General features: G+C 64.4%; 19 protein-coding genes and 1 pseudogene. 14 read left to right on the top strand and 6 right to left on the bottom strand.

Annotation, left to right across the window (positions count from 1 at the left end):
- Complete coding sequence (locus QY049_RS00435) at nucleotides 1-1,824, bottom strand: CYTH and CHAD domain-containing protein (RefSeq protein ID WP_194481983.1); 1,824 nt, start codon at nucleotides 1,822-1,824, stop codon at nucleotides 1-3.
- A 198-nt stretch (nucleotides 1,825-2,022) separates the two neighbouring features.
- Here QY049_RS00435 and QY049_RS00430 point away from each other — a divergent pair.
- Nucleotides 2,023-2,429, top strand: a pseudogene (locus tag QY049_RS00430) (DUF2000 family protein).
- A 66-nt stretch (nucleotides 2,430-2,495) separates the two neighbouring features.
- On the opposite strand, the gene QY049_RS00425 reads toward QY049_RS00430, so the two are convergent.
- The 3 genes from QY049_RS00425 to QY049_RS00415 are packed head-to-tail and all read right to left on the bottom strand — an operon-like array spanning nucleotide 2,496 to nucleotide 3,730.
- The gene (locus QY049_RS00425; protein ID WP_194481985.1) at nucleotides 2,496-2,909 is read right to left on the bottom strand and encodes a GFA family protein; all 414 of its coding nucleotides are present in this window, start codon (nucleotides 2,907-2,909) and stop codon (nucleotides 2,496-2,498) included.
- A gap of 12 nt (nucleotides 2,910-2,921) precedes the next feature.
- On the bottom strand, nucleotides 2,922-3,398 hold the full coding sequence (locus tag QY049_RS00420) for an SRPBCC domain-containing protein (protein WP_194481986.1): 477 nt from the start codon (nucleotides 3,396-3,398) through the stop codon (nucleotides 2,922-2,924).
- A complete protein-coding gene (locus QY049_RS00415; protein ID WP_194481987.1) occupies nucleotides 3,395-3,730 on the bottom strand; it encodes a helix-turn-helix transcriptional regulator in 336 nt (111 codons plus the stop codon). The genes QY049_RS00420 and QY049_RS00415 overlap by 4 nt, the downstream gene beginning before the upstream one ends.
- A 105-nt stretch (nucleotides 3,731-3,835) precedes the next feature.
- Here QY049_RS00415 and QY049_RS00410 point away from each other — a divergent pair, with 105 nt between their 5' ends.
- The 9 genes from QY049_RS00410 (at nucleotide 3,836) to QY049_RS00370 (ending at nucleotide 12,881) form a co-directional block, all read left to right on the top strand.
- Complete coding sequence (locus QY049_RS00410) at nucleotides 3,836-4,519, top strand: TetR/AcrR family transcriptional regulator (protein WP_194481988.1); 684 nt, start codon at nucleotides 3,836-3,838, stop codon at nucleotides 4,517-4,519.
- Nucleotides 4,516-5,319 (top strand): HlyD family secretion protein, encoded by an 804-nt coding sequence (locus QY049_RS00405; protein ID WP_194481989.1) that lies wholly within the window; start codon nucleotides 4,516-4,518, stop codon nucleotides 5,317-5,319. Before QY049_RS00410 ends, QY049_RS00405 begins: the two co-directional genes overlap by 4 nt.
- Complete coding sequence (locus QY049_RS00400) at nucleotides 5,316-6,245, top strand: ABC transporter ATP-binding protein (RefSeq protein ID WP_194481990.1); 930 nt, start codon at nucleotides 5,316-5,318, stop codon at nucleotides 6,243-6,245. Before QY049_RS00405 ends, QY049_RS00400 begins: the two co-directional genes overlap by 4 nt.
- Nucleotides 6,242-7,405 carry an ABC transporter permease gene (locus QY049_RS00395; protein WP_194481991.1) on the top strand — a complete coding sequence of 388 codons (1,164 nt, stop codon included), beginning with the start codon at nucleotides 6,242-6,244 and terminating at the stop codon, nucleotides 7,403-7,405. The genes QY049_RS00400 and QY049_RS00395 overlap by 4 nt, the downstream gene beginning before the upstream one ends.
- Before the next feature lie 105 nt (nucleotides 7,406-7,510).
- Nucleotides 7,511-8,809: an adenylate/guanylate cyclase domain-containing protein gene (locus QY049_RS00390; protein ID WP_301268620.1), complete on the top strand. Its 1,299-nt coding sequence runs from the start codon at nucleotides 7,511-7,513 to the stop codon at nucleotides 8,807-8,809.
- Between the two features lie 95 nt (nucleotides 8,810-8,904).
- Nucleotides 8,905-9,636, top strand: a complete 732-nt coding sequence (locus QY049_RS00385; RefSeq protein WP_301268587.1) for a GntR family transcriptional regulator — start codon at nucleotides 8,905-8,907, stop codon at nucleotides 9,634-9,636.
- Between the two features lie 49 nt (nucleotides 9,637-9,685).
- Entirely contained in the window at nucleotides 9,686-10,930 is a 1,245-nt protein-coding gene (locus QY049_RS00380; protein ID WP_301268586.1) for an MFS transporter, read from the top strand.
- A gap of 22 nt (nucleotides 10,931-10,952) precedes the next feature.
- On the top strand, nucleotides 10,953-11,846 hold the full coding sequence (locus QY049_RS00375) for an amidohydrolase (RefSeq protein ID WP_301268585.1): 894 nt from the start codon (nucleotides 10,953-10,955) through the stop codon (nucleotides 11,844-11,846).
- Between the two features lie 120 nt (nucleotides 11,847-11,966).
- The gene (locus tag QY049_RS00370) at nucleotides 11,967-12,881 is read left to right on the top strand and encodes a PhzF family phenazine biosynthesis protein (RefSeq protein WP_301268584.1); all 915 of its coding nucleotides are present in this window, start codon (nucleotides 11,967-11,969) and stop codon (nucleotides 12,879-12,881) included.
- A 129-nt stretch (nucleotides 12,882-13,010) separates the two neighbouring features.
- On the opposite strand, the gene QY049_RS00365 is transcribed toward QY049_RS00370, so the two are convergent.
- Both QY049_RS00365 and QY049_RS00360 read right to left on the bottom strand, forming a co-directional pair.
- A complete protein-coding gene (locus tag QY049_RS00365) occupies nucleotides 13,011-13,487 on the bottom strand; it encodes a DUF488 family protein (protein WP_301268583.1) in 477 nt (158 codons plus the stop codon).
- A gap of 9 nt (nucleotides 13,488-13,496) precedes the next feature.
- Nucleotides 13,497-14,333, bottom strand: a complete 837-nt coding sequence (locus QY049_RS00360; RefSeq protein WP_301268582.1) for a DUF72 domain-containing protein — start codon at nucleotides 14,331-14,333, stop codon at nucleotides 13,497-13,499.
- Nucleotides 14,334-14,437: 104 nt separating this feature from the next.
- Here QY049_RS00360 and QY049_RS00355 point away from each other — a divergent pair, with 104 nt between their 5' ends.
- From QY049_RS00355 to QY049_RS00340, 4 genes are all read left to right on the top strand, one after another.
- The gene (locus QY049_RS00355; RefSeq protein ID WP_301268581.1) at nucleotides 14,438-14,818 is read left to right on the top strand and encodes a hypothetical protein; all 381 of its coding nucleotides are present in this window, start codon (nucleotides 14,438-14,440) and stop codon (nucleotides 14,816-14,818) included.
- Between the two features lie 88 nt (nucleotides 14,819-14,906).
- Nucleotides 14,907-15,113: a hypothetical protein gene (locus QY049_RS00350; RefSeq protein ID WP_258766390.1), complete on the top strand. Its 207-nt coding sequence runs from the start codon at nucleotides 14,907-14,909 to the stop codon at nucleotides 15,111-15,113.
- A gap of 260 nt (nucleotides 15,114-15,373) precedes the next feature.
- A complete protein-coding gene (locus QY049_RS00345; RefSeq protein ID WP_194481999.1) occupies nucleotides 15,374-16,501 on the top strand; it encodes a glycosyltransferase family 2 protein in 1,128 nt (375 codons plus the stop codon).
- 18 nt (nucleotides 16,502-16,519) lie between these two features.
- Nucleotides 16,520-18,025: a glycosyltransferase family 39 protein gene (locus QY049_RS00340; RefSeq protein ID WP_301268580.1), complete on the top strand. Its 1,506-nt coding sequence runs from the start codon at nucleotides 16,520-16,522 to the stop codon at nucleotides 18,023-18,025.
- Nucleotides 18,026-18,066: the final 41 nt, after the last annotated feature.

Below are 18,066 nucleotides of genomic sequence, written 5' to 3'. Positions count from 1 at the left end.
TTAGCGCAGCCATCCTGCGCTGGGTTGCACCAGTTTTTCCGGTTGCTCCGCCGCGTCCACCGACCAGGGCACCTTGGCCCCGGTGAATCCCGACCAGGCCTCGCGCAGGCGCGCTTCGACACCGACCATCGCGTGGGCCTGCCAGCCGGCAATGGCCGCCGCGGCCACGCTGCCGCCGGTCGCTTCCGCGCCGACATCCGCAAGCAATGACGTCGTCGTCGCGATGTCGTTGTAGATGCCAAGCTCCTGCTGGAGGTCGGCAAGCCTGCGCGAGAAGCGCTTCGCGGATTTGCGCTGCCCGCAAAGCGGAAGCAGGAAGTCGGCGACGTAGCGCAACTTCTTCGCGGCGAGGCGGACGCGGTGCCGCTCCTCCGTCGACAGCGATTTGAATCTGCGGCCGCGCTTGAGCACCTTCGCATGCTGTGCCGAGAGGATACTTCGTGCGAAGTTGATTGCGGGCTCCGCCAGTTGCGCCAGGCCGTCGGGCGCGACCTCGCTGCGCCAGCCGCGTGCTTCGATCCAGCCGCCGAGCCCGATCACGAAATACTGGCAGCGCCGGTCGGCGAGGGCGAGGCGGGCCGCGTCGTAGCAGGCCGTGCGACGTTCGTCGGCGAGCGCGCCCAATGCGTCGAAGCCGGCGACCGACGGACAGCCATCCGCGACCGTCCGCAACGTCTCCTGCCGAAACACGTCCCAGTCACGTGCGCCGGAGAGACAGCCCGCGAGCCACTTCGCCTCGGCGCGCATCAGGTTGAGCTTGTCCAGCGATACCACGGACCGCATCAGGTCGAGCGCGGACCGCAGACGCCGCAGCGCGACGCGAAGCTGATGCATCCCTTCGGGGTCGCGTCCATCCTCGGCGACGGGCAGCGACTGGAGCAGATGCAGAAGACAGGACCGCAGTATCCCGGAGAAGACTTCATCGAGCGATGTCGTGGGATCGAGACGAAGCTTTGGCGGCTTCGGTGCCTGGGGTGGCGTATCGGCCGCGAGATCGAATCCGCGCGCCGACTTGGTCCGGATCGACGGCTTCACCGGGCCATGCTCGGCGAGCCGCCGCGCCAGCTCCCAGATTGCGGACGGGCTGCCGCTCTTGAGCTCCAGCTCGATCTCGCTGACCGGCAGCGAGCGATCACCTGAAATCAGATGCCCCCGATCGAAGGCGACCTCGACCGTGCCCGAGGGCAGCTCGACGAGGCGCTGATGCCGGTGGATGTCGCTGCTGAAGACGGCTTCGACGGAGTGACGTTCGAGATCGGCACGCAATTTCTCCGGAACAAGCGTCATCGCGAGCGCGAGGTCCGGCGTCATCGACGGGACGCTCGCCTCCCACTCGCCACGGCGCAGCGGATCGTTGCCGGATTCGGCCTTCACCGTCTGCGTGAACCGCGTGCCGCTCTGGCGAACCCTGAAGCTGAAACCTTCGCGCCGGAGCGTGCGCTTGGGCGTATCGTAATACACGGCCTTGAGGTGCTTGCGCGTGCCCTTGTTGCGCGCATTCGCCGCAATGATCGGCGCATCGTTGAAATCGGCCAGACGATCTGCAGGAACGATCAGCTTGAGCTCGATCTCGATTGCGTGCGGCGCGGCTTGGCGGGAAGGTGCGGTTTCCGGTGCACGAGCTTCATCGGCGAAGAGGCTCGCCCGAACGGGATCATGGCGCGAAGACTCGATGTCAGTGTGCGCGGAGCCGTGCGTTTCAGCAGCGGCGGGAACAACGAAACTGCTGGATTTCTTTCCGTCCTCGGCGACTGGATGGCCGTTGGCCTTTGCAAGCCGCTGTACGGGGTCGAGGGCTTGCTTGATGGCGCCAGTTTCGGACATGCACGAATATGACAGTTAAGTGACGGAGCGCCGACATATACCCGACTTGGCCATCGGGGAGAAGCGCAGCCGGTCGCACCTCCATTGAAATTTCCGCGCTGTGATCGATGTGTCAATCCGGGTTACGTTTGCGTCTGCCGTCGGCGCGCTGGGAATCTCCTTTCTTTCCCGACGCTTGAATGTCTGCTGGGAGAATTCATGCAGTTCGATACCAAGATCGCCGTTGTCATTCGCAACGATCTTCAGGTGTGGCAGAAACTCAATGTCGCATCGTTCCTGACCAGCGGCGTCGCTGCAGCCTTTCCGGAATGCGTCGGAGAGGCCTATGAGGACGCTTCACGAAATATCTTGCACTGATCGGCCAGCCGATCCTGATCTATGGTGCCGACGGTCCGGCGCTGTCGCGCGCTCTCGATCGCGCACTTGCACGCAACGTCACGCCGGCGGTCTATTCCGAGGACATGTTTGCGACAACGCATGATGCCGCCAATCGCGCGGCGGTGAAGGCGGTTGCGCGCGCCGATCTCAATCTCGTCGGTATCGCGATGCGGGCCGAGCGCAAGGTGATCGACAAGATCGTCGACGGATTGAAGTTCCACAGCTGAAAGAGCCAAGGTGCTCGTTGCTCACCTCTCCCGCCTGCAAGCGGGAGAGGTGGCATACCAAACGTCTCAGCCAGACGGCATCGTCTGGAATGTCGTCAGGCTGGAATCGAGGGGATCCCAGTCATACGCGCGCACGGCGTAAGTGATCGCTTGCGGTCTGTAGCGGGCGGGCTCGTCGAGGCTCGCGGCGCGGATGGTGAAGATGTCGGGCATGGCCTTGAAGGTCATGTAGACGGCGACGCCGCACTCCGGGCAGAAGGCGCGCGTCTTCACGTTGCCGCTGTCGCCGGTCATGTCCCATGTTCTGGCGTCGCCCGTCACCGTGACGCCGGCACGCGGAAAGGTGGCGTAAGAGCCATGGCCGGTGCCGCTCTCGCGCTGGCAGTCCCGGCACTGGCAGTGGTTGGCGAACAGGGGCTCGCCGGCGATCGAATAGCGGATCGCGCCGCAGGCGCAGCCGCCGGTATAGGGCTTGTTCATCGTGATGCCTCCTCAACTGTCTCGTTGCTTTTGTTCGCCGCTGATCTCGTCGAGCTGCCGCACGACCTTCTTCCAGCCGCCGCTCATGACGGAGTAGGCACTCTCGTTCCTGGGCAGCACGAAGCCCGCATGGACCAGCTGGATTCGCGTGCCGGCTTCGACCGGGGTGAGGGACCAGGTCACGACGGTGTCGAGCGGCGCGCCGTAGCCGGTGTTGCGTTCGTCGCCGCCCTTCCACGCGTAGACCAGGCGCCGGTTCGGGACGACCTCCAGGACGCGGCAATGGATCACGCCATCCCAATGGCCACCCGGCTTGGTCTGGTAGGTAAAAGTGTTGCCTTCGACGGCCTCGAAACCGGTCGCCGGCATCAGCCAGCGCGCGATCAACTGGGCGCTGGTCAGCGCCTTCCAGATCGTCTCGGGCGCGTGAGGGAAGACGTCGTCCAGAACGATGTCTTTGGTCTCGGCATTCAACGCGGCTGCACTCACTGGTCGATCTCCTTCAAGAGGTCACGCAGGTTCTGGAAGCGCTCGCGCCAGAAGACACCGTAATGATCCATCCAGGTCACCAGCGGTTCGAGGCCTTGCGGCGCGGCGCGGTAGTAAACGTTACGGCCCTCGGCGCGTTCGGCGACGAGGCCCGCCTGCTTCAACGATTTCAGGTGCTGCGAGATCGCACCCTGCGTCACGCCGCTGCCGCGCGTCAGCTCGGCGACGCTGATCTCCTTGCTGTCGAACACGCGCTCGAACACCGCGCGGCGGGTCGGATCGGCGAGGGCGCGCATCACGGCGGTGACGGGATTGGGGGCAGCTTCGATCATGTCGATAAATTAGCAATTACTAATGCATTAGTCAATACTAATTCATTCATGCGCGGCTGCCCAATCCCGATTGACTATGACTGACTAGTCAGTCATAAATGCAAAATGACAAGGAAGCCTCCCAAGGCCGCTGCGGCCAAGGCAGCAAGCGCAAGGCCGAAAGCCGGCGAGGAAGTCGCGCCGATATCGAACCGCGCTACGCGCGCGGCGGAGCGGCGCGACGCGATCGTCGCGGCGGCGATGGAGGAGTTCATCACGCGCGGCTTTGCCGCGACACGGCTCGACGACATCGCCAAGCGTGCCGGTGTCGCGAAGGGCACGATCTACCTGCACTTCAAGGACAAGGAATCGATGTTCGAGGAGCTGGTGCGCACCGTGATCGTGCCAGTGGTGGTGAAGCTGGATGCGCTGCCGCCGCCGACGGGCTCGGTGCGCGACCTCATCGAAACTTTTGCCGGCAACTTTCTCAAAGAGGTGATCGGCACGAGGCGCGGCGATCTCGTGCGGCTGATCGTGGCGGAGGGCCCGCGCTTTCCGGCGGTCGCCGATTTCTACTATCGCGAGGTGGTCTCGCGCGGCATCGCCGGCATGCGCGCGCTGATCGAACTGGGCATTGCCCGCGGCGAGATCCACCAGAAGAATCTCGCGCGCTATCCGCAGATCCTGATCGCGCCCGCGATGATTGCGGTGATCTGGCAGAGCCTGTTTGCGCGGCATGCGCCGCTCGACGCGCAGGACATGCTGCGCGTCCATCTCGATTTGATTTTTGGCGAACGGAGGACGACATGAGGTCGTCGCAACGGATTTTTGCAATTACATTGGTCGCCGTCGTTGCAACCGCTCTTGCCGGCTGCAAGGAGAAGCGCGATCCCGGCTTCCAGGGTTGGGTCGAGGCCGACATGATCTATGTCAGCCCGGACGAGGCCGGCCGGGTCACCAAGCTGGACATTCGTGAAGGCGATGTGGTGAAGGTCGGCGAAGCCCTGTATTCCATCGACGACGATCTCCAGCTTGCCGATCTCAACCAGACCAAGGCGACGCTGGCCAATGCCCAGCAGGTGTTCGACCGCGCAGAGTCCCTGCGCAAGACCGGCTCGGGCACCCAAGCCGCGCTCGATTCCGCCGTCTCGGATCTGCGGGTCGCGCAGGCGCGGGTGGTGACCTCGGAGACCCGGCTGGCGCGGCGCAAGGGTTTTGCGCCTGTAGCCGGCACCATCCAGCAGATCTATTTCCGTGAAGGCGAGATGGTCGCGGCACAGCGGCCGGTGCTCTCGATCATGCCGCCCGGCAACATGAAGCTGCGCTTCTTCGTGCCGGAAACGGAGCTGCCGAAACTGGCGATCGGCGACGACGTGCGGGTCGCCTGCGACAATTGCGCGGCAGATCTGACGGCAAAGATCTATTTCATCGCAACGTCGGCCGAATACACCCCGCCGGTGATCTATAGCCTCGAGGAGCGCAGCAAGCTCGTCTATCTCATCCAGGCGCGGCCGTCGCGGCCAGATGCCTTGCGGGTCGGCCAGCCGATCGACGTCTATCTCACCCCCAAGAATCCCGATTTCAAGACTCCGGTGGCGGACAAGCGATGAACGCCGGCAACGACATCGCGATCGACGTCAGGGGCCTGACCAAATCGTTCGGCAGCCGCGAGGTCGTGCATGATCTGTCGATGCAGGTGAAGCGCGGCTCGATCTACGGCTTCCTCGGGCCGAACGGCTCGGGCAAGACCACGACCATCCGCATCCTCTGCGGCCTGCTTACGCCTGACAGCGGCGAGGGCACCTGCCTCGGCTACGACATCCTCAAGGATGCGGAAAAGATCAAGCGCCAGGTCGGCTACATGACCCAGCGCTTCAGCCTGTATCAGGATCTGTCGGTGCGCGAGAATCTCGAATTCGTCGCGCGGCTCTATGGCCTCACAGATGCGCGCGGGGCCGCGCGCGACATGATCAAGCGGCTCGGGCTCTCGGGCCGCGAGGAGCAGCTCGCCGGCGAGCTCTCCGGCGGCTGGAAGCAACGCCTTGCGCTCGGGGCTTGCACGCTGCCCAGTCCAAAGCTGTTGCTGCTCGACGAGCCGACCGCCGGCGTCGATCCCAAGGCACGACGCGATTTCTGGAACGAGATCCATGCGCTCGCCGCCGAAGGGCTCACCGTGCTGGTCTCGACCCATTACATGGACGAAGCCGAGCGCTGCCACGAGATTGCGTATATCGCCTACGGCCATCTCCTGGCGCACGGCACTGTCGACGAGGTGATCGCGAAGTCCGCGCTCACGACCTACACCGTCACCGGCGGGTTGAATGGCCTCGCGGCCCAGCTGGCCGGCAAGCCCGGGATCGACATGGTGGCGCCGTTCGGCACCTCGCTGCACGTCTCGGGCCGCGACGTCGTGGCCCTCGAAGCCAGCATCGCGCCATGGCGCGATAAGGATGACCTGCACTGGCAGAAGTCGGCGCCGTCGCTGGAAGACGTCTTCATCGAGCTGATGGGTCGTTCCAAGGACAATTTCCAATGAGCACCATCCGGACAACCGACCCCGTAGGGGAGATCCGCGACCGCTTCGGCTTCTGGCGCCGCTCCTATGCCATGATGGCGAAGGAGTTCATTCAGCTTCGGCGGGATCGCGTCTCGTTCGCGATGATCGTGGCGATCCCGGTAATGCAGCTTCTCCTGTTCGGCTATGCCATCAACACCACGCCGCACCATTTGCCGAGCGCGGTGCTTCTGCAGGAGGACTCGGACCTTGCCCGCTCGGTACTGAAGGCGTTGGAGAATACGGCCTATTTCCGCTTCGTCTACGAAGTGCACGACGTCGACGAGTTCGACAATCTGCTGAAGTCGGGCAAGGTGCTGTTCGGCGTCGAGATCCCGCGCGGCTTCGAACGCGCAGTACGGCGCGGCGACAAGCCGGCGCTGCTGGTTGCGGCCGACGCGACCGATCCGGTGGCAGCAAGCGCCGCCCTCGGCTCGCTCGGCATGATCGTTCAGACCGCACTCGCGCACGATCTCTATATCGGCGATCCCCCGGCACTGCCGTTCGAGATCCGCGCGCATGCGCGCTACAATCCGGCGGCGGAATCTCGGCTCAACATCGTGCCGGGACTTGTCGGCACCATTCTTACCATGACGATGCTGATCTTCACGGCGCTGTCGGTGACGCGCGAGATTGAGCGCGGCACCATGGAGAGCCTCCTGTCGATGCCGATCAAGCCGGTCGAGGTGATGATCGGCAAGATCGTTCCCTACATCCTGGTCGGCTTCATCCAGGCCTTCCTGATCGTCAATATCGGAGTGTTCCTGTTCGGCGTGCCGGTGCTCGGCAGTTTGCTCCTGCTCGCGGTACTCTCGACCCTTTTCATCGCGGCAAATCTTGCGATCGGCTACACGTTCTCCACCATCGCGCAGAATCAACTGCAGGCGATACAGATGTCGTTCATGTTCTTCCTGCCAAGCATCTTGCTGTCCGGCTTCATGTTCCCGTTTGCGGGGATGCCGGCCTGGGCGCAATATCTCGGTGAATGCCTGCCGCTGACGCATTACATCCGCATCGTCCGCGCCATCATGCTGAAGGGCGCCACCATGCCGAACCTGCGGTTCGATACGCTGGCGCTGGCCGCGCTGATGCTGGTCGCCATGACCATCGCCGTGACGCGCTTCCGCCGCACGCTGGATTGAGGCACAATAGCTGAAGTCATTTCGGGGCACGCGAAGCGTGAACCCGGAATCTCGAGATTCCGGGTTCGATGATGTCCCATCGCCCCGGAATGACCTGGGGGAATGATGGTCAGCTTTTTGAAAGCCCGGCGCAAAGCCGTCTTGTCGGAGGAGTTCGAGCGCGAACTGACCCGCGAAGTGCTGCGCACCGAATTGCTGCGGGTGAAGGCGCTGATCACCACCGGCTGCGTCATGACGGTCTTCCTTACCGCGATGTACCTGATCGATCCCGCCGTGGTAAACCGAGTCTGGCGCGGCACGGAGGGGCTTTCCGAGGTCTACGGCCTGCTCGTCGGCTTCATCCTGTTCGAGGTCTGGGTCCACACCCAGATCAGGAAGAACCTCAAGCTCGATCGCGATCTGCCGGTTGTCAGGCGCTATATCGGCGCGCTGATCGAGACGTCGGTGCCTACGGTGATCCTGATTCTCCAGATTCGGACCATGGGCTCGAGCCAGGCGCTCGGCTTTGCCGTGCCGCTGATCTATTTCATCTTCGTCATCCTCTCGACGCTGCGCCTCGATTTCTACCTGTCCACCTTCACCGGCTTCGTCGCAGCCGCCGAGTTGTTCGTGGTCGCGTCGATCTATGATTCCTCGGGCTTCGGCGAGCCGCAGAACTATTTCCACGCAGTGCGCAGCACGATCATCCTGATATGCGGTGTGCTCGCGGGCTCCGTCGGCGCGCAGCTCCGCCGCCAGTTTTCCGCGAGCATCGCGGCCGCCACCGCACGCGACCGCGTGACCAACCTGTTCGGCCAGCATGTGTCGCCGCAGGTCGTCGAACGGCTGATGGCGGAGGGCACGAGTGTGGCCGGCGACATCCGCCGCGTCGCGGTGATGTTCGCCGATTTCCGTGGCTTCACCGCCGTCGCGCAGTCTCGCACGCCGCAGGAGGTGGTCGACCGGCTCGACGGCGCTTTCGCGGTGCTGGTCGATATTCTCGATCGCCACGGCGGCATCGTGAACAAGTTTCTCGGCGACGGTTTTCTCGCGCTGTTCGGCGCGCCGCTGGAAGCCTCCGATGCTGCGCAGCGCGCGGTCGCCGCGGGCCGCGAGATGCTGACGGCGATGGACCGCATCAACGCAGGGACGAGCTGGCCGCTGCGGATCGGCATCGGCATTCATTTCGGCGAGGTCGTGGCGGGCAATATCGGCTCGCCCCGGCGCAAGGAATATACGGTCATCGGCGACACCGTGAATTTTGCCTCGCGGCTCGAGGCGCTCAACAAGGAGTTCGGCTCGCAGTTCCTGATCTCCGCGACCGTGCGCGAGGCGCTCGGCGACGACGGCGAGGATGCCGTGGCGCTCGGCGAGGTGGCCGTGCGCGGTTACGAGCAAAAGGTCGCGGTGTTTCAACTGGGGTGAGGGGGCTGCTCGCGTTTGTCTGAAGACGCGTGCTGACGACTGCGGTATTTCAGTAGCGCTTGACTTCTCTCTCATATAGTCATCTACATGACTATATGAATTCAATCCCGCGCGACGACCGCCTGCCACGCTACCAGCGCCTGCGCGACGACCTCGCCGCGCGGATCAACCGCAATGAATGGCGGCCGGGCGAGCCGATCCCGTCGGAAGCCGAGCTTGGCGCGCATTACGGCGTCGCCATCGGCACCGTGCGCAAGGCGATCGATCAACTCGTGGCGGATGCCGTGCTCGAGCGCCAGCAGGGCCGCGGCACCTTCGTGCGCCGCGCGCGCTTCAACTCCTCGCTGTTCCGTTTCTTTCGTTTCCGGTCCGAGAGCGGCGAGCGGCGCGTGCCGCAGAGCCGCATCCTCAGGCGCAAGAGCATGCCGGCGACGTCTGCCGTCGCATCGGCATTGCGTATTCCCACAGGCGAGCGCGTGATCAGCCTGTCGCGCCTGCGGCTGATCGACGACGTGCCGCTGCTGGCCGAAGAGATCTGGCTCCAGCAATCGCGCTTCGCCGAGATTCTCGAGATCGACACCGCCGAGTTCGGCGACCTCTTGTATCCGCTCTACGAGGAGCGTTGCGGGGAGGTCGTGGTCTCCGCCGAAGAAATCCTGACGGTCGAGACCGCCAACGAGATGCAGGCGCGGCTGTTGCGGCTCGAGGCTCACGCGCCGCTGATCGTGATCGAGCGCCTCGCGCTCGATCTGGAGCGACGGCCGATCGAGTGGCGCCGCTCGCGCGGGCCGGCGGACCGCTTCCGCTACCACGCCGAGATCCGGTGACGGCAGCTTTCAACGACATCAAACAACAACGCGTACAGGGGTAGGAAACATGTCGAACTGGTACAGTGAGAGCTCGCCGCTGGAGCGGCGCACGTTCTGGGCGAGCTTTGGCGGCTGGGCGCTGGATGCGCTCGACGTCCAGATGTTCGGCCTCGCCATCCCCGCTTTGATAGCGGCTTACCACATCAGCAAGGCCGATGCGGGCCTGCTCGGCTCGGTCACGCTGTTCTTCGGCGCGTTCGGTGGTTGGCTCGGCGGTGCGCTCGGCGATCGCTTTGGTCGAGTCAAGGCGCTGCAGATCACGGTCGCGACCTTCGCGCTCGCGACCTTCGCCAGTGCCTTTGCGATGAGCTACACTCAGCTCCTGGTGCTCAAGGCTGTTCAAGGTCTCGGCTTCGGCGCCGAATGGGCCTGCGGCGCGGTGCTGATGGCCGAGATCATCCGCCCCGAGCATCGCGGCAAGGCGCTCGGCACGGTGCAGAGCGCCTGGGCGGTCGGCTGGGGCGCAGCGGTGCTGCTGTCCGCGCTGGTTTTCACCTATGCTCCGGCTGATATCGCCTGGCGGATCCTGTTTGCGATCGGCCTGTTGCCGGCCCTGCTCATCATCTTCATCCGTCGCGGGCTGAAGGAGCCGCCGCGTGCGATTACGAAGGACGCAGAGGCGCCGTTCTTTGCTACGCTCGCCGGCATCTTCCATCGCGACGTGCTGCGCTCGACTTTGGTCGGCGGCCTGTTCGGCATCGGCGCCCATGGCGGCTATGCCGCACTGACGACGTTCCTGCCGACATTCTTGCGCGAAGTGCGGCATTTGTCGGTGCTGGGCTCCAGCTTTTACCTTGCCGTGATCATCGTCGCCTTCTTCTGCGGCTGTGTCGCGAGCGGGATCATTAGCGACCGCATCGGCCGGCGGGCCAATGTCGCCATGTTTGCCAGCGCCTGCATCGCGACCGTGCTGGTCTATATTTTTGCGCCGCTGACCAATGGCCAGATGCTGGTGCTGGGCTTTCCACTCGGCTTCTTTTCGGCCGGCATTCCCGCCAGCATGGCCGCGCTGTTCAGCGAGCTCTACCCGACCGGCGTGCGCGGCACCGGCGTCGGCTTCTGCTACAATTTCGGCCGCGTCGTCTCGGCGGCGTTTCCCTTCCTGGTCGGCTTGCTAGGCGATCGCATCGGCCTCGGGCCCGCGATCGGCATCGATGCGGCGTTTGCCTATTCGCTGGTGCTGATCGCGGTGCTGCTGCTGCCCGAAACCCGCGGCAAGGTGTTCGAGCAGGCCGCGGCCACGCACGCCTGACTGGCGATGAGGAGCAGCCACCATGACGTTGCTCCAGCGCGGCCTGACGCGCCGCCAGTTTGGTGCGGCTGTCGCATCGCTCACGACGGTGGTCGCGACCACAGCCAGCAGTGAGGCGGCCTTGCCTGTGATCGACACCCATGCCCATGTCTTTCATCGCGCGCTCGAGCTCGCGCCGGGCCGGCGTTACTCGCCGGATTACGACGCGCCGCTGTCGCTCTATCTCGAGCAGCTCGACCGCAACGGCATCACCAACGGCGTGCTGGTGCAGCCGAGCTTTCTCGGCACCGACAATTCCTACCTGGTCGACTGCCTGAATCGGACCAATGGTCGTCTGCGTGGCATCGCGGTCGTCGATCCCGGCGTCTCCGCCGACGAGCTGCGCGCACTCGACAGGGGCGGCATCGTCGGCATTCGCCTCAATCTCGTCGGCCAGCCCTTGCCCGATCTCGCCTTGGCCGAATGGAAGGGGTTCCTCGCAAACGTGAAGGCGATGGGCTGGCAGCTGGAGATCCAGCGCAACGCGCCCGATCTCGCCGTGCTCGTGCCGCAGCTGCTCGACCACGGCATCACGATCGTGCTCGATCACTACGCGCTGCCGGATCCGAGACTCGGCGTTACCGATCGCGGCTTTCAGTCGGTGCTGAAGGTAGGCGCAACACGGAACGTGTGGGTCAAGATCTCGGCGCCATATCGCAACGGTCCGGCCGGCGAGCGCTTTGCAAAGGAAGCCTATCCGTTGCTGCGCAGCGCTTACGGGCTCGATCGTCTGCTCTGGGGCAGCGACTGGCCGCACACGCAGTTCGAGGCAACGCAGACCTACGCCAAGAACCGGCAGTTCCTTGATACGCTCATCGTCGACGAGCGCGATCGCGCGCAAGTGCTGGCATCGCCACTGCGTCTCTTCCGCTTCTGATACGCCGTGCTGATTGCTCCGATTGCACTCAATTTTGGGGCATGACGGGCTATGTTTTGGGCTTGTAGAGTGCCGCGCGAGGCGGCCGGCTTGCGGCCGCCATTTGCGTGAGGACACACCATGCAGCGCCGCTATGTCACCGTCGACGTGTTCACCGACCGCGCCTTCGGCGGCAACCAGCTCGCCGTGGTGCTGGATGCCGGCGGGCTCTCGACGCAGCAGATGCAGGCGATCGCGACCGAGTTCAACTATTCCGAGACGACCTTCGTGCTGCCGCCGCGCGACGAGGCCAACGACGCCGAGGTGCGCATCTTCACGCCGGTCAGGGAGATGCCGTTCGCGGGGCATCCCAATATCGGCACCTCCTTCGTGCTGGCGAGCCTCGCGAAGGAACCGAAGCCGCGTTTGCTGTTCGAGGAGATTGCTGGGTTGGTCCCGGTCGATATCGTGCGGGAGCAGGGAAGAGTGACCAGCACCGAGCTCACCGCGCCGCAGGCGCTGTCGCGACTGGCGGAAGTCTCGGCCGCAGACGTTGCGGCCTGCATCTCGTTGACGGCCGATGACGTCAGGACCGACCATCATGCACCGCAAGTTGTCGGAGTCGGAACGCCGTTCTTGGTGGCGGAGGTGCGTTCGCGCGACGCGCTCGCGCGAGCAAGGCCGGACGTGGCCGCCTTCGGCAGGGTCTTGCCGCGCGACGACGCCCGCTCGGTGTGGTTTTACACCCGCGACGTGCCAGCGTCGGAGGCACCCGGCGAGCGGCAGGCGCGCATGTTCATGCGCGGCGCAGGCGGTCTCGCCGAGGACCCCGCAACCGGCAGCGCCACTGTCGCCGCCGCCGCGCTGTTCGCCGATCTCGATCCCATCAGGGACGGCGAACTGAAGCTTACCGTTGGCCAGGGCTTTGACATGGGCCGGCCGAGCATCCTGCAGACGCGCGTCGTGAAGCAGGCCGGCAAGATCGTCTCCGCCCATGTCGGCGGCAGCTGTGTGCGGATGATGGAGGGGACGTTCAAGCTGGCGGGAGAGGGGTAGTCACGTCACCGAGTGCTCTCTCCGTTCGTCATTCCGGGCAGCGCAAAGCGCTGAGCCCGAAATCCATCGGGCAGCAGGGACAGTGGATGAATGGATTCTCAGGTGCGCAATTGCGTACCATAGCTCGCGCTACGCGCGCCCCGGATTGACAATCAAAGGAGCCAAATTCTTCACCGCCACGCCATCGCGCTCCTCGATGATCTCCGCGATCATCTGGCGGTGGCAATGGGTGTGGTCGCGCTCGTAGCAGAGCAGGCAGACGGGACCTGCCTTCTTCACCAGAGCGGCGAGTTCGTCCATCTGTTCCCGGGCATCTGGCGTCTTCAGGTGCTTGGAGAAGATCTTCTCCAGCACGTCGTACTTGCCGCTGCGCGCGGCGAGGCGGCCTTCCTTTGGCGTGCCGAGCGCGGCGAGATGGAGATAGGCGATGCCGCGCTCATCGAGGCTTGCGGCCAGCTGCTTTTTGGAAAAGCCCGGTCGCCGCGACGACGTGACTGCGCGCACGTCGACGACCAGCTTGACGCCGGCCTGCTCCAACTCGTCCAACACGGCCTTGGGCGGCGTCTGCTTATAGCCGATTGTGAAGAGCTTCTTCGCCTTGGCCATCGCTTCCCCTCAACTCACCCGCGCGATCAGTTCCATCGCGCCATGCGGCGCGCGCACCTTGCCTTCATGGATCACGTAAGCGAACACGTCGCGCGGTTCCTTCTTCGGCTTTATCTTGTCGACTTTCGGCAGGTCGTCAGGTTCACCGCCCGCCGCCCACGCCTGGAAGCGCCCGGCCCAGGCGTCGAGCTGCTTCGGCGGATAGCAGGTCTTGATCTCGTCATTGCCCTTCTGCAAGCGCGCATAGACGAAATCGCCGGCGACGTCGGCGATGGCAGGATATTTGCCGTGCTCGGCAAACACGACCGGCGTTTCGAATTCGCGGATCAGCGCGATGAAATCGGGCGTGCAGAAACTGTCATGCCGCACCTCCACCACGTGGCGCAGCGCGCGGCCTTCGAGCTTGCGCGGCAACAGCTCGAGGAACTTGCCGAAATCGGCGCCATCGAATTTCTTGGTCGGCGCGAACTGCCAGAGCACGGGGCCGAGATGGTCGCCGAGTTCCAGCACGCCGGAATCATAGAACCGCTTGACGGAATCGCCGGCCTCGGCCAGCACGCGCCTGTTGGTGGCGAAGCGCGGTCCCTTCACCGAGAACACAAAGCCCTCAGGCACTTCGCTCGCCCATTTGCGAAAGCTCTCCGGCTTCTGCGAGCCGTAGTAAGTGCCGTTGATCTCGATCGAGGTCAGCTTGGAAGCCGCGTAGGACAGCTCCTTCGCCTGCGTCAACTTCTCCGGATAGAATACGCCGCGCCAGGGCTCGAAGGTCCAGCCGCCGATGCCGATGTAGATGTTGCCGGATTTTTTCGTCGCGGTTTTTGCTTTGGCCACGGGAGGATCTCGCATCGTCGGGAAGGGGAGGGCTGCATCCTATTCAAACCAGAAGTGATTGGCCAGTTGTCGCATCCCGTCTAAGCTTCGCCCCGCGATCTGCGAAAAAGGAGAACAAGATGCGGATGCTGACGCTGGGAGCGGCGCTCGTGATGATGACATCTGCTGCCATGACCTGTTCTGCGAAAGCAGACGACGACAACGCGAAAGGCGCGCAGAAGCTCGCGATGCAGGGCCGCGACGACTACTGGCATTGCCTGGCGCGGGAATATTCGCGCGACTCCAATCAGGGCCTGTCGGAGCAGGAGTTCGGCCGCTCGGTTGCCGGCGCCTGTCCGTCGGAGCGGCAATATTACCGGGTGGCGCTGCTCGACTATCTCACCACGCACTATCCCAACATCGATTCCGGTGCCCATCTCGCGACCGCGAACAGGGCGGTGGAGTCGGCGCAGAAGGACATCGTGACCGCCTACCTCAAGCACCGGCCGCCGCAGAAATAGGGCCGTGAGCGGTTGCGGTCCGGCAGCCCTTCCGGCCGCGCGTTCATCCGTGGTATGAATCGATCATCTGGAACGGGAACGGGCTGGCATGGCGTCTGAGTCGGTGGGGGGGATTTTTGGTGCGATCGTCGCGGCGATCGTGCTTGCGGTCGCCGTCGTCTTCGGTCCGATCGGACAATACGGCAAGCCTCCCAAGCCGCCCAAGGTCGAGCCGGCTCCCGCCGCCATGGCGCCCGCAGTCCCTGCGGCGCCGGCCCCACGGGGCCCAGTGATCCGGGAAGTCCCGAATCAATAATAATGGCCCGAAACAGCCGTTTGCCCCTTGCAAAGCGGCTTCCTCGTTCCCATTTAGCTGGTAACGGCGACGTTGAGCCAAAAAGCTCCGGCGCTGGGACGACCTTGGAATAGCTTGGGCTTGCGCCGGATGTACGCGCGGTCCGCCGTTCCGGGGTCGTTGGCATTTTAGGGCCGCTTTTGGGCCGCTCCCCACAGAAAACCCGGCTTGTCAGCTCAAGAACTTGGCATCGCAGGATGCGGCGGATATACGCTGCCGTCATGAATGAAGCGATCAGACCGGACATCGACAACCAGGCTCAAGAGGGGCCGGAACTGTCGGTCATCGTCCCGACCTTCAACGAGCGCGACAACGTCACCGTGCTGTACCGGCGGCTGGAGGCGACGCTTCCCAACGTCGCCTGGGAGGTCGTGTTCGTCGACGACAATTCCCCTGACGGCACTTGGGACGTCGTGCGCGGACTGGCGCAGAAGGACAGCCGCGTGCGCTGCATTCGCCGCATCGGCCGCCGCGGCCTGTCGGGCGCCTGCATCGAGGGCATCCTGGCCTCGAGCGCGCCCTATGCCGCCGTGATCGACGCCGACCTCCAGCATGACGAGACCCAGCTGCCGAAGATGCTGCTGCTGCTCGCAAGCGATCAGGCCGACCTCGTCGTCGGCAGCCGCTACATCGAGGGCTACAAGAGCGAAGGCTTCAACAAGCAGCGCGCCGGCGCCAGCGCGCTGGCAACCGAGGTCGCGAAGAAGATGCTCCGGGTCGAGATCGCCGATCCCATGAGCGGCTTCTTCATGGTTCGCCGCGACCGTTTCGAGCAATTGGCGCCGAAACTGTCGGTGCACGGGTTCAAGATCCTGCTCGATCTCGTCGCCACGGCGCATGGCGATTTGCGCGCGGTCGAAATTCCCTACACGTTCGGTGCCCGCCAGCACGGCGAGAGCAAGCTCGATTCCATGGTCGCGCTCGACTTCCTCGGCCTCGTGCTGGCAAAGCTGACCAACGACATCGTCTCGCTGCGCTTCATCCTGTTCGCGATGGTGGGCGGCATGGGCCTCGTTGTGCATCTCACCACGCTGTTCATCGCGCTTCAGCTGATCAAGGTGCCGTTCGCGGAGGCGCAGGCCGCCGGCGCCGTCGTCGCGATGACCACGAACTTCATCATGAACAACTTCCTCACCTATCGCGACCAGCGGCTGAAGGGCTTTGCGATCCTGCGCGGCCTGATCATGTTCTACATCGTGTGCAGCGTCGGCCTGCTCGCCAATGTCGGCGTTGCCTTCTCGGTCTACGATCAGGAGCCGATCTGGTGGCTGGCCGGCATGGCCGGCGCGATGATGGGCGTGGTGTGGAATTACGCGATGTCCGGGCTGTTCGTCTGGCGCAAGAAATAGCGCGTCAAGGATCCAGGTATGGGCGGGGCTGACGCGCGGATCGTCCGCAATACGGCGCTGGTGATCCTTGCGCTGGTCGCCTTGCGGCTGGTCGCGGCGGCCTTCACGCCAATTACCTTCGACGAAGCCTATTACTGGATGTGGTCGAAGAGCCTCGCCGGCGGCTATTACGACCACCCGCCGATGGTGGCTTACGTCATCCGTGCCGGGACCATGATCGCCGGCGACACCGAGCTCGGTGTCCGGCTGGTCTCGATCCTGCTCGCGCTGCCGATGAGTTACGCGATCTATCGCACGGCCGCGATCCTGTTTGGCGGCGCGCGGGTGGCGGCGACCAGCGCCATCCTGCTCAACGTCACCATGATGGCCTCGGTCGGCACGCTGATCGTGACGCCGGATGCGCCGCTGCTGGTGGCTTCCAGCTTCGTGCTGTTCTTCCTCGCAAAAGTGCTGGAGACCGGCCGCGGTGCCTGGTGGCTGGCCGTCGGCGCAGCCGTCGGCGCGGCACTGCTGTCAAAGTACACGGCGATGTTCTTTGGCGCCGCGATCCTGATCTGGCTCGCGGCTGTGCCGAAGCTGCGGCGCTGGTTCCTCTCGCCCTGGCCCTATCTCGGCGGTCTTGTCGCGCTGGCACTGTTCTCGCCGGTGATCCTCTGGAATGCCGATCATCATTGGGTTTCGTTCGTCAAGCAGCTCGGGCGCGCCAGGATCGAGGATTTTCGCCCGGTCTTCATCGCCGAGTTGGTCCCGACGCAGATCGCATTCGCAACGCCGCTGGTCTTCATCCTCGGCGCGATGGGCCTGCACGCACTGACCTGGCGCCGCGCCGGCGCACTGGCCTCGCGCCTGCTGATCGAAACGATGTTCTGGACCATCGTCGTCTATTTCGTCTGGCATTCGCTGCATGCCCGCGTCGAGGCGAACTGGTTCGCACCGGTCTATCCGCCCTTCGTCGTCGCGGCAGCAGCGGCCGCCAACCTCGTGCAGTGGAAACCGCGGGCGCGGCGGCTGGTCGATTTTTGCCTGCGTTGGGCTGCGCCCACCGGCATCGTGATGTTTGTCGCGCTGATCGTCCAGGCCAACACGGGCTGGCTCTCCGGCTATCGCCGCGATGCGACGGTGCGCAGTGTCGGCGTCGGCTGGCGCGAGCTTGCCGCCGGCATCGAGGCGGAACGCGTTCGCAACGGTGCGAGCTGTGTGCTCACGCCGGATTACGGCACGACGGGCTGGCTTGCCTTCTATCTGCCGCGCGGCACCTGCGTGGTGCAGCAGAACCAGCGCATCCGCTGGGTCAACATGCCCGAGCCCGATCCAAAACTGCTCGCGGGCAAGCTGCTCTACGTCGACGAACTGCGCCCCGACGGCCATCCGTTCCTGAACAACCTCTTCGCGCAGGTAACGCGTCTCGGCGAGTTGCAGCGCAAGCGCGGGCCGCTCGTGGTCGAGACTTACGGCATCGACCTGCTTGAAGGCGCCAGGGGCGACGTGCTGGACCGCTCGCCGCCACCCGAGCTGCAGCCCTAGTCCGGCAATCCAGTCGCTTCACCGGCGAGGGATATCGCCGC

It is taken from the genome of Bradyrhizobium sp. WYCCWR 13022 (assembly GCF_030435535.1).
Lineage (GTDB): Bacteria > Pseudomonadota > Alphaproteobacteria > Rhizobiales > Xanthobacteraceae > Bradyrhizobium.
Note: the sequence above shows the minus strand (reverse complement) of the source record. Positions and strands in the feature narration are given on the sequence as shown.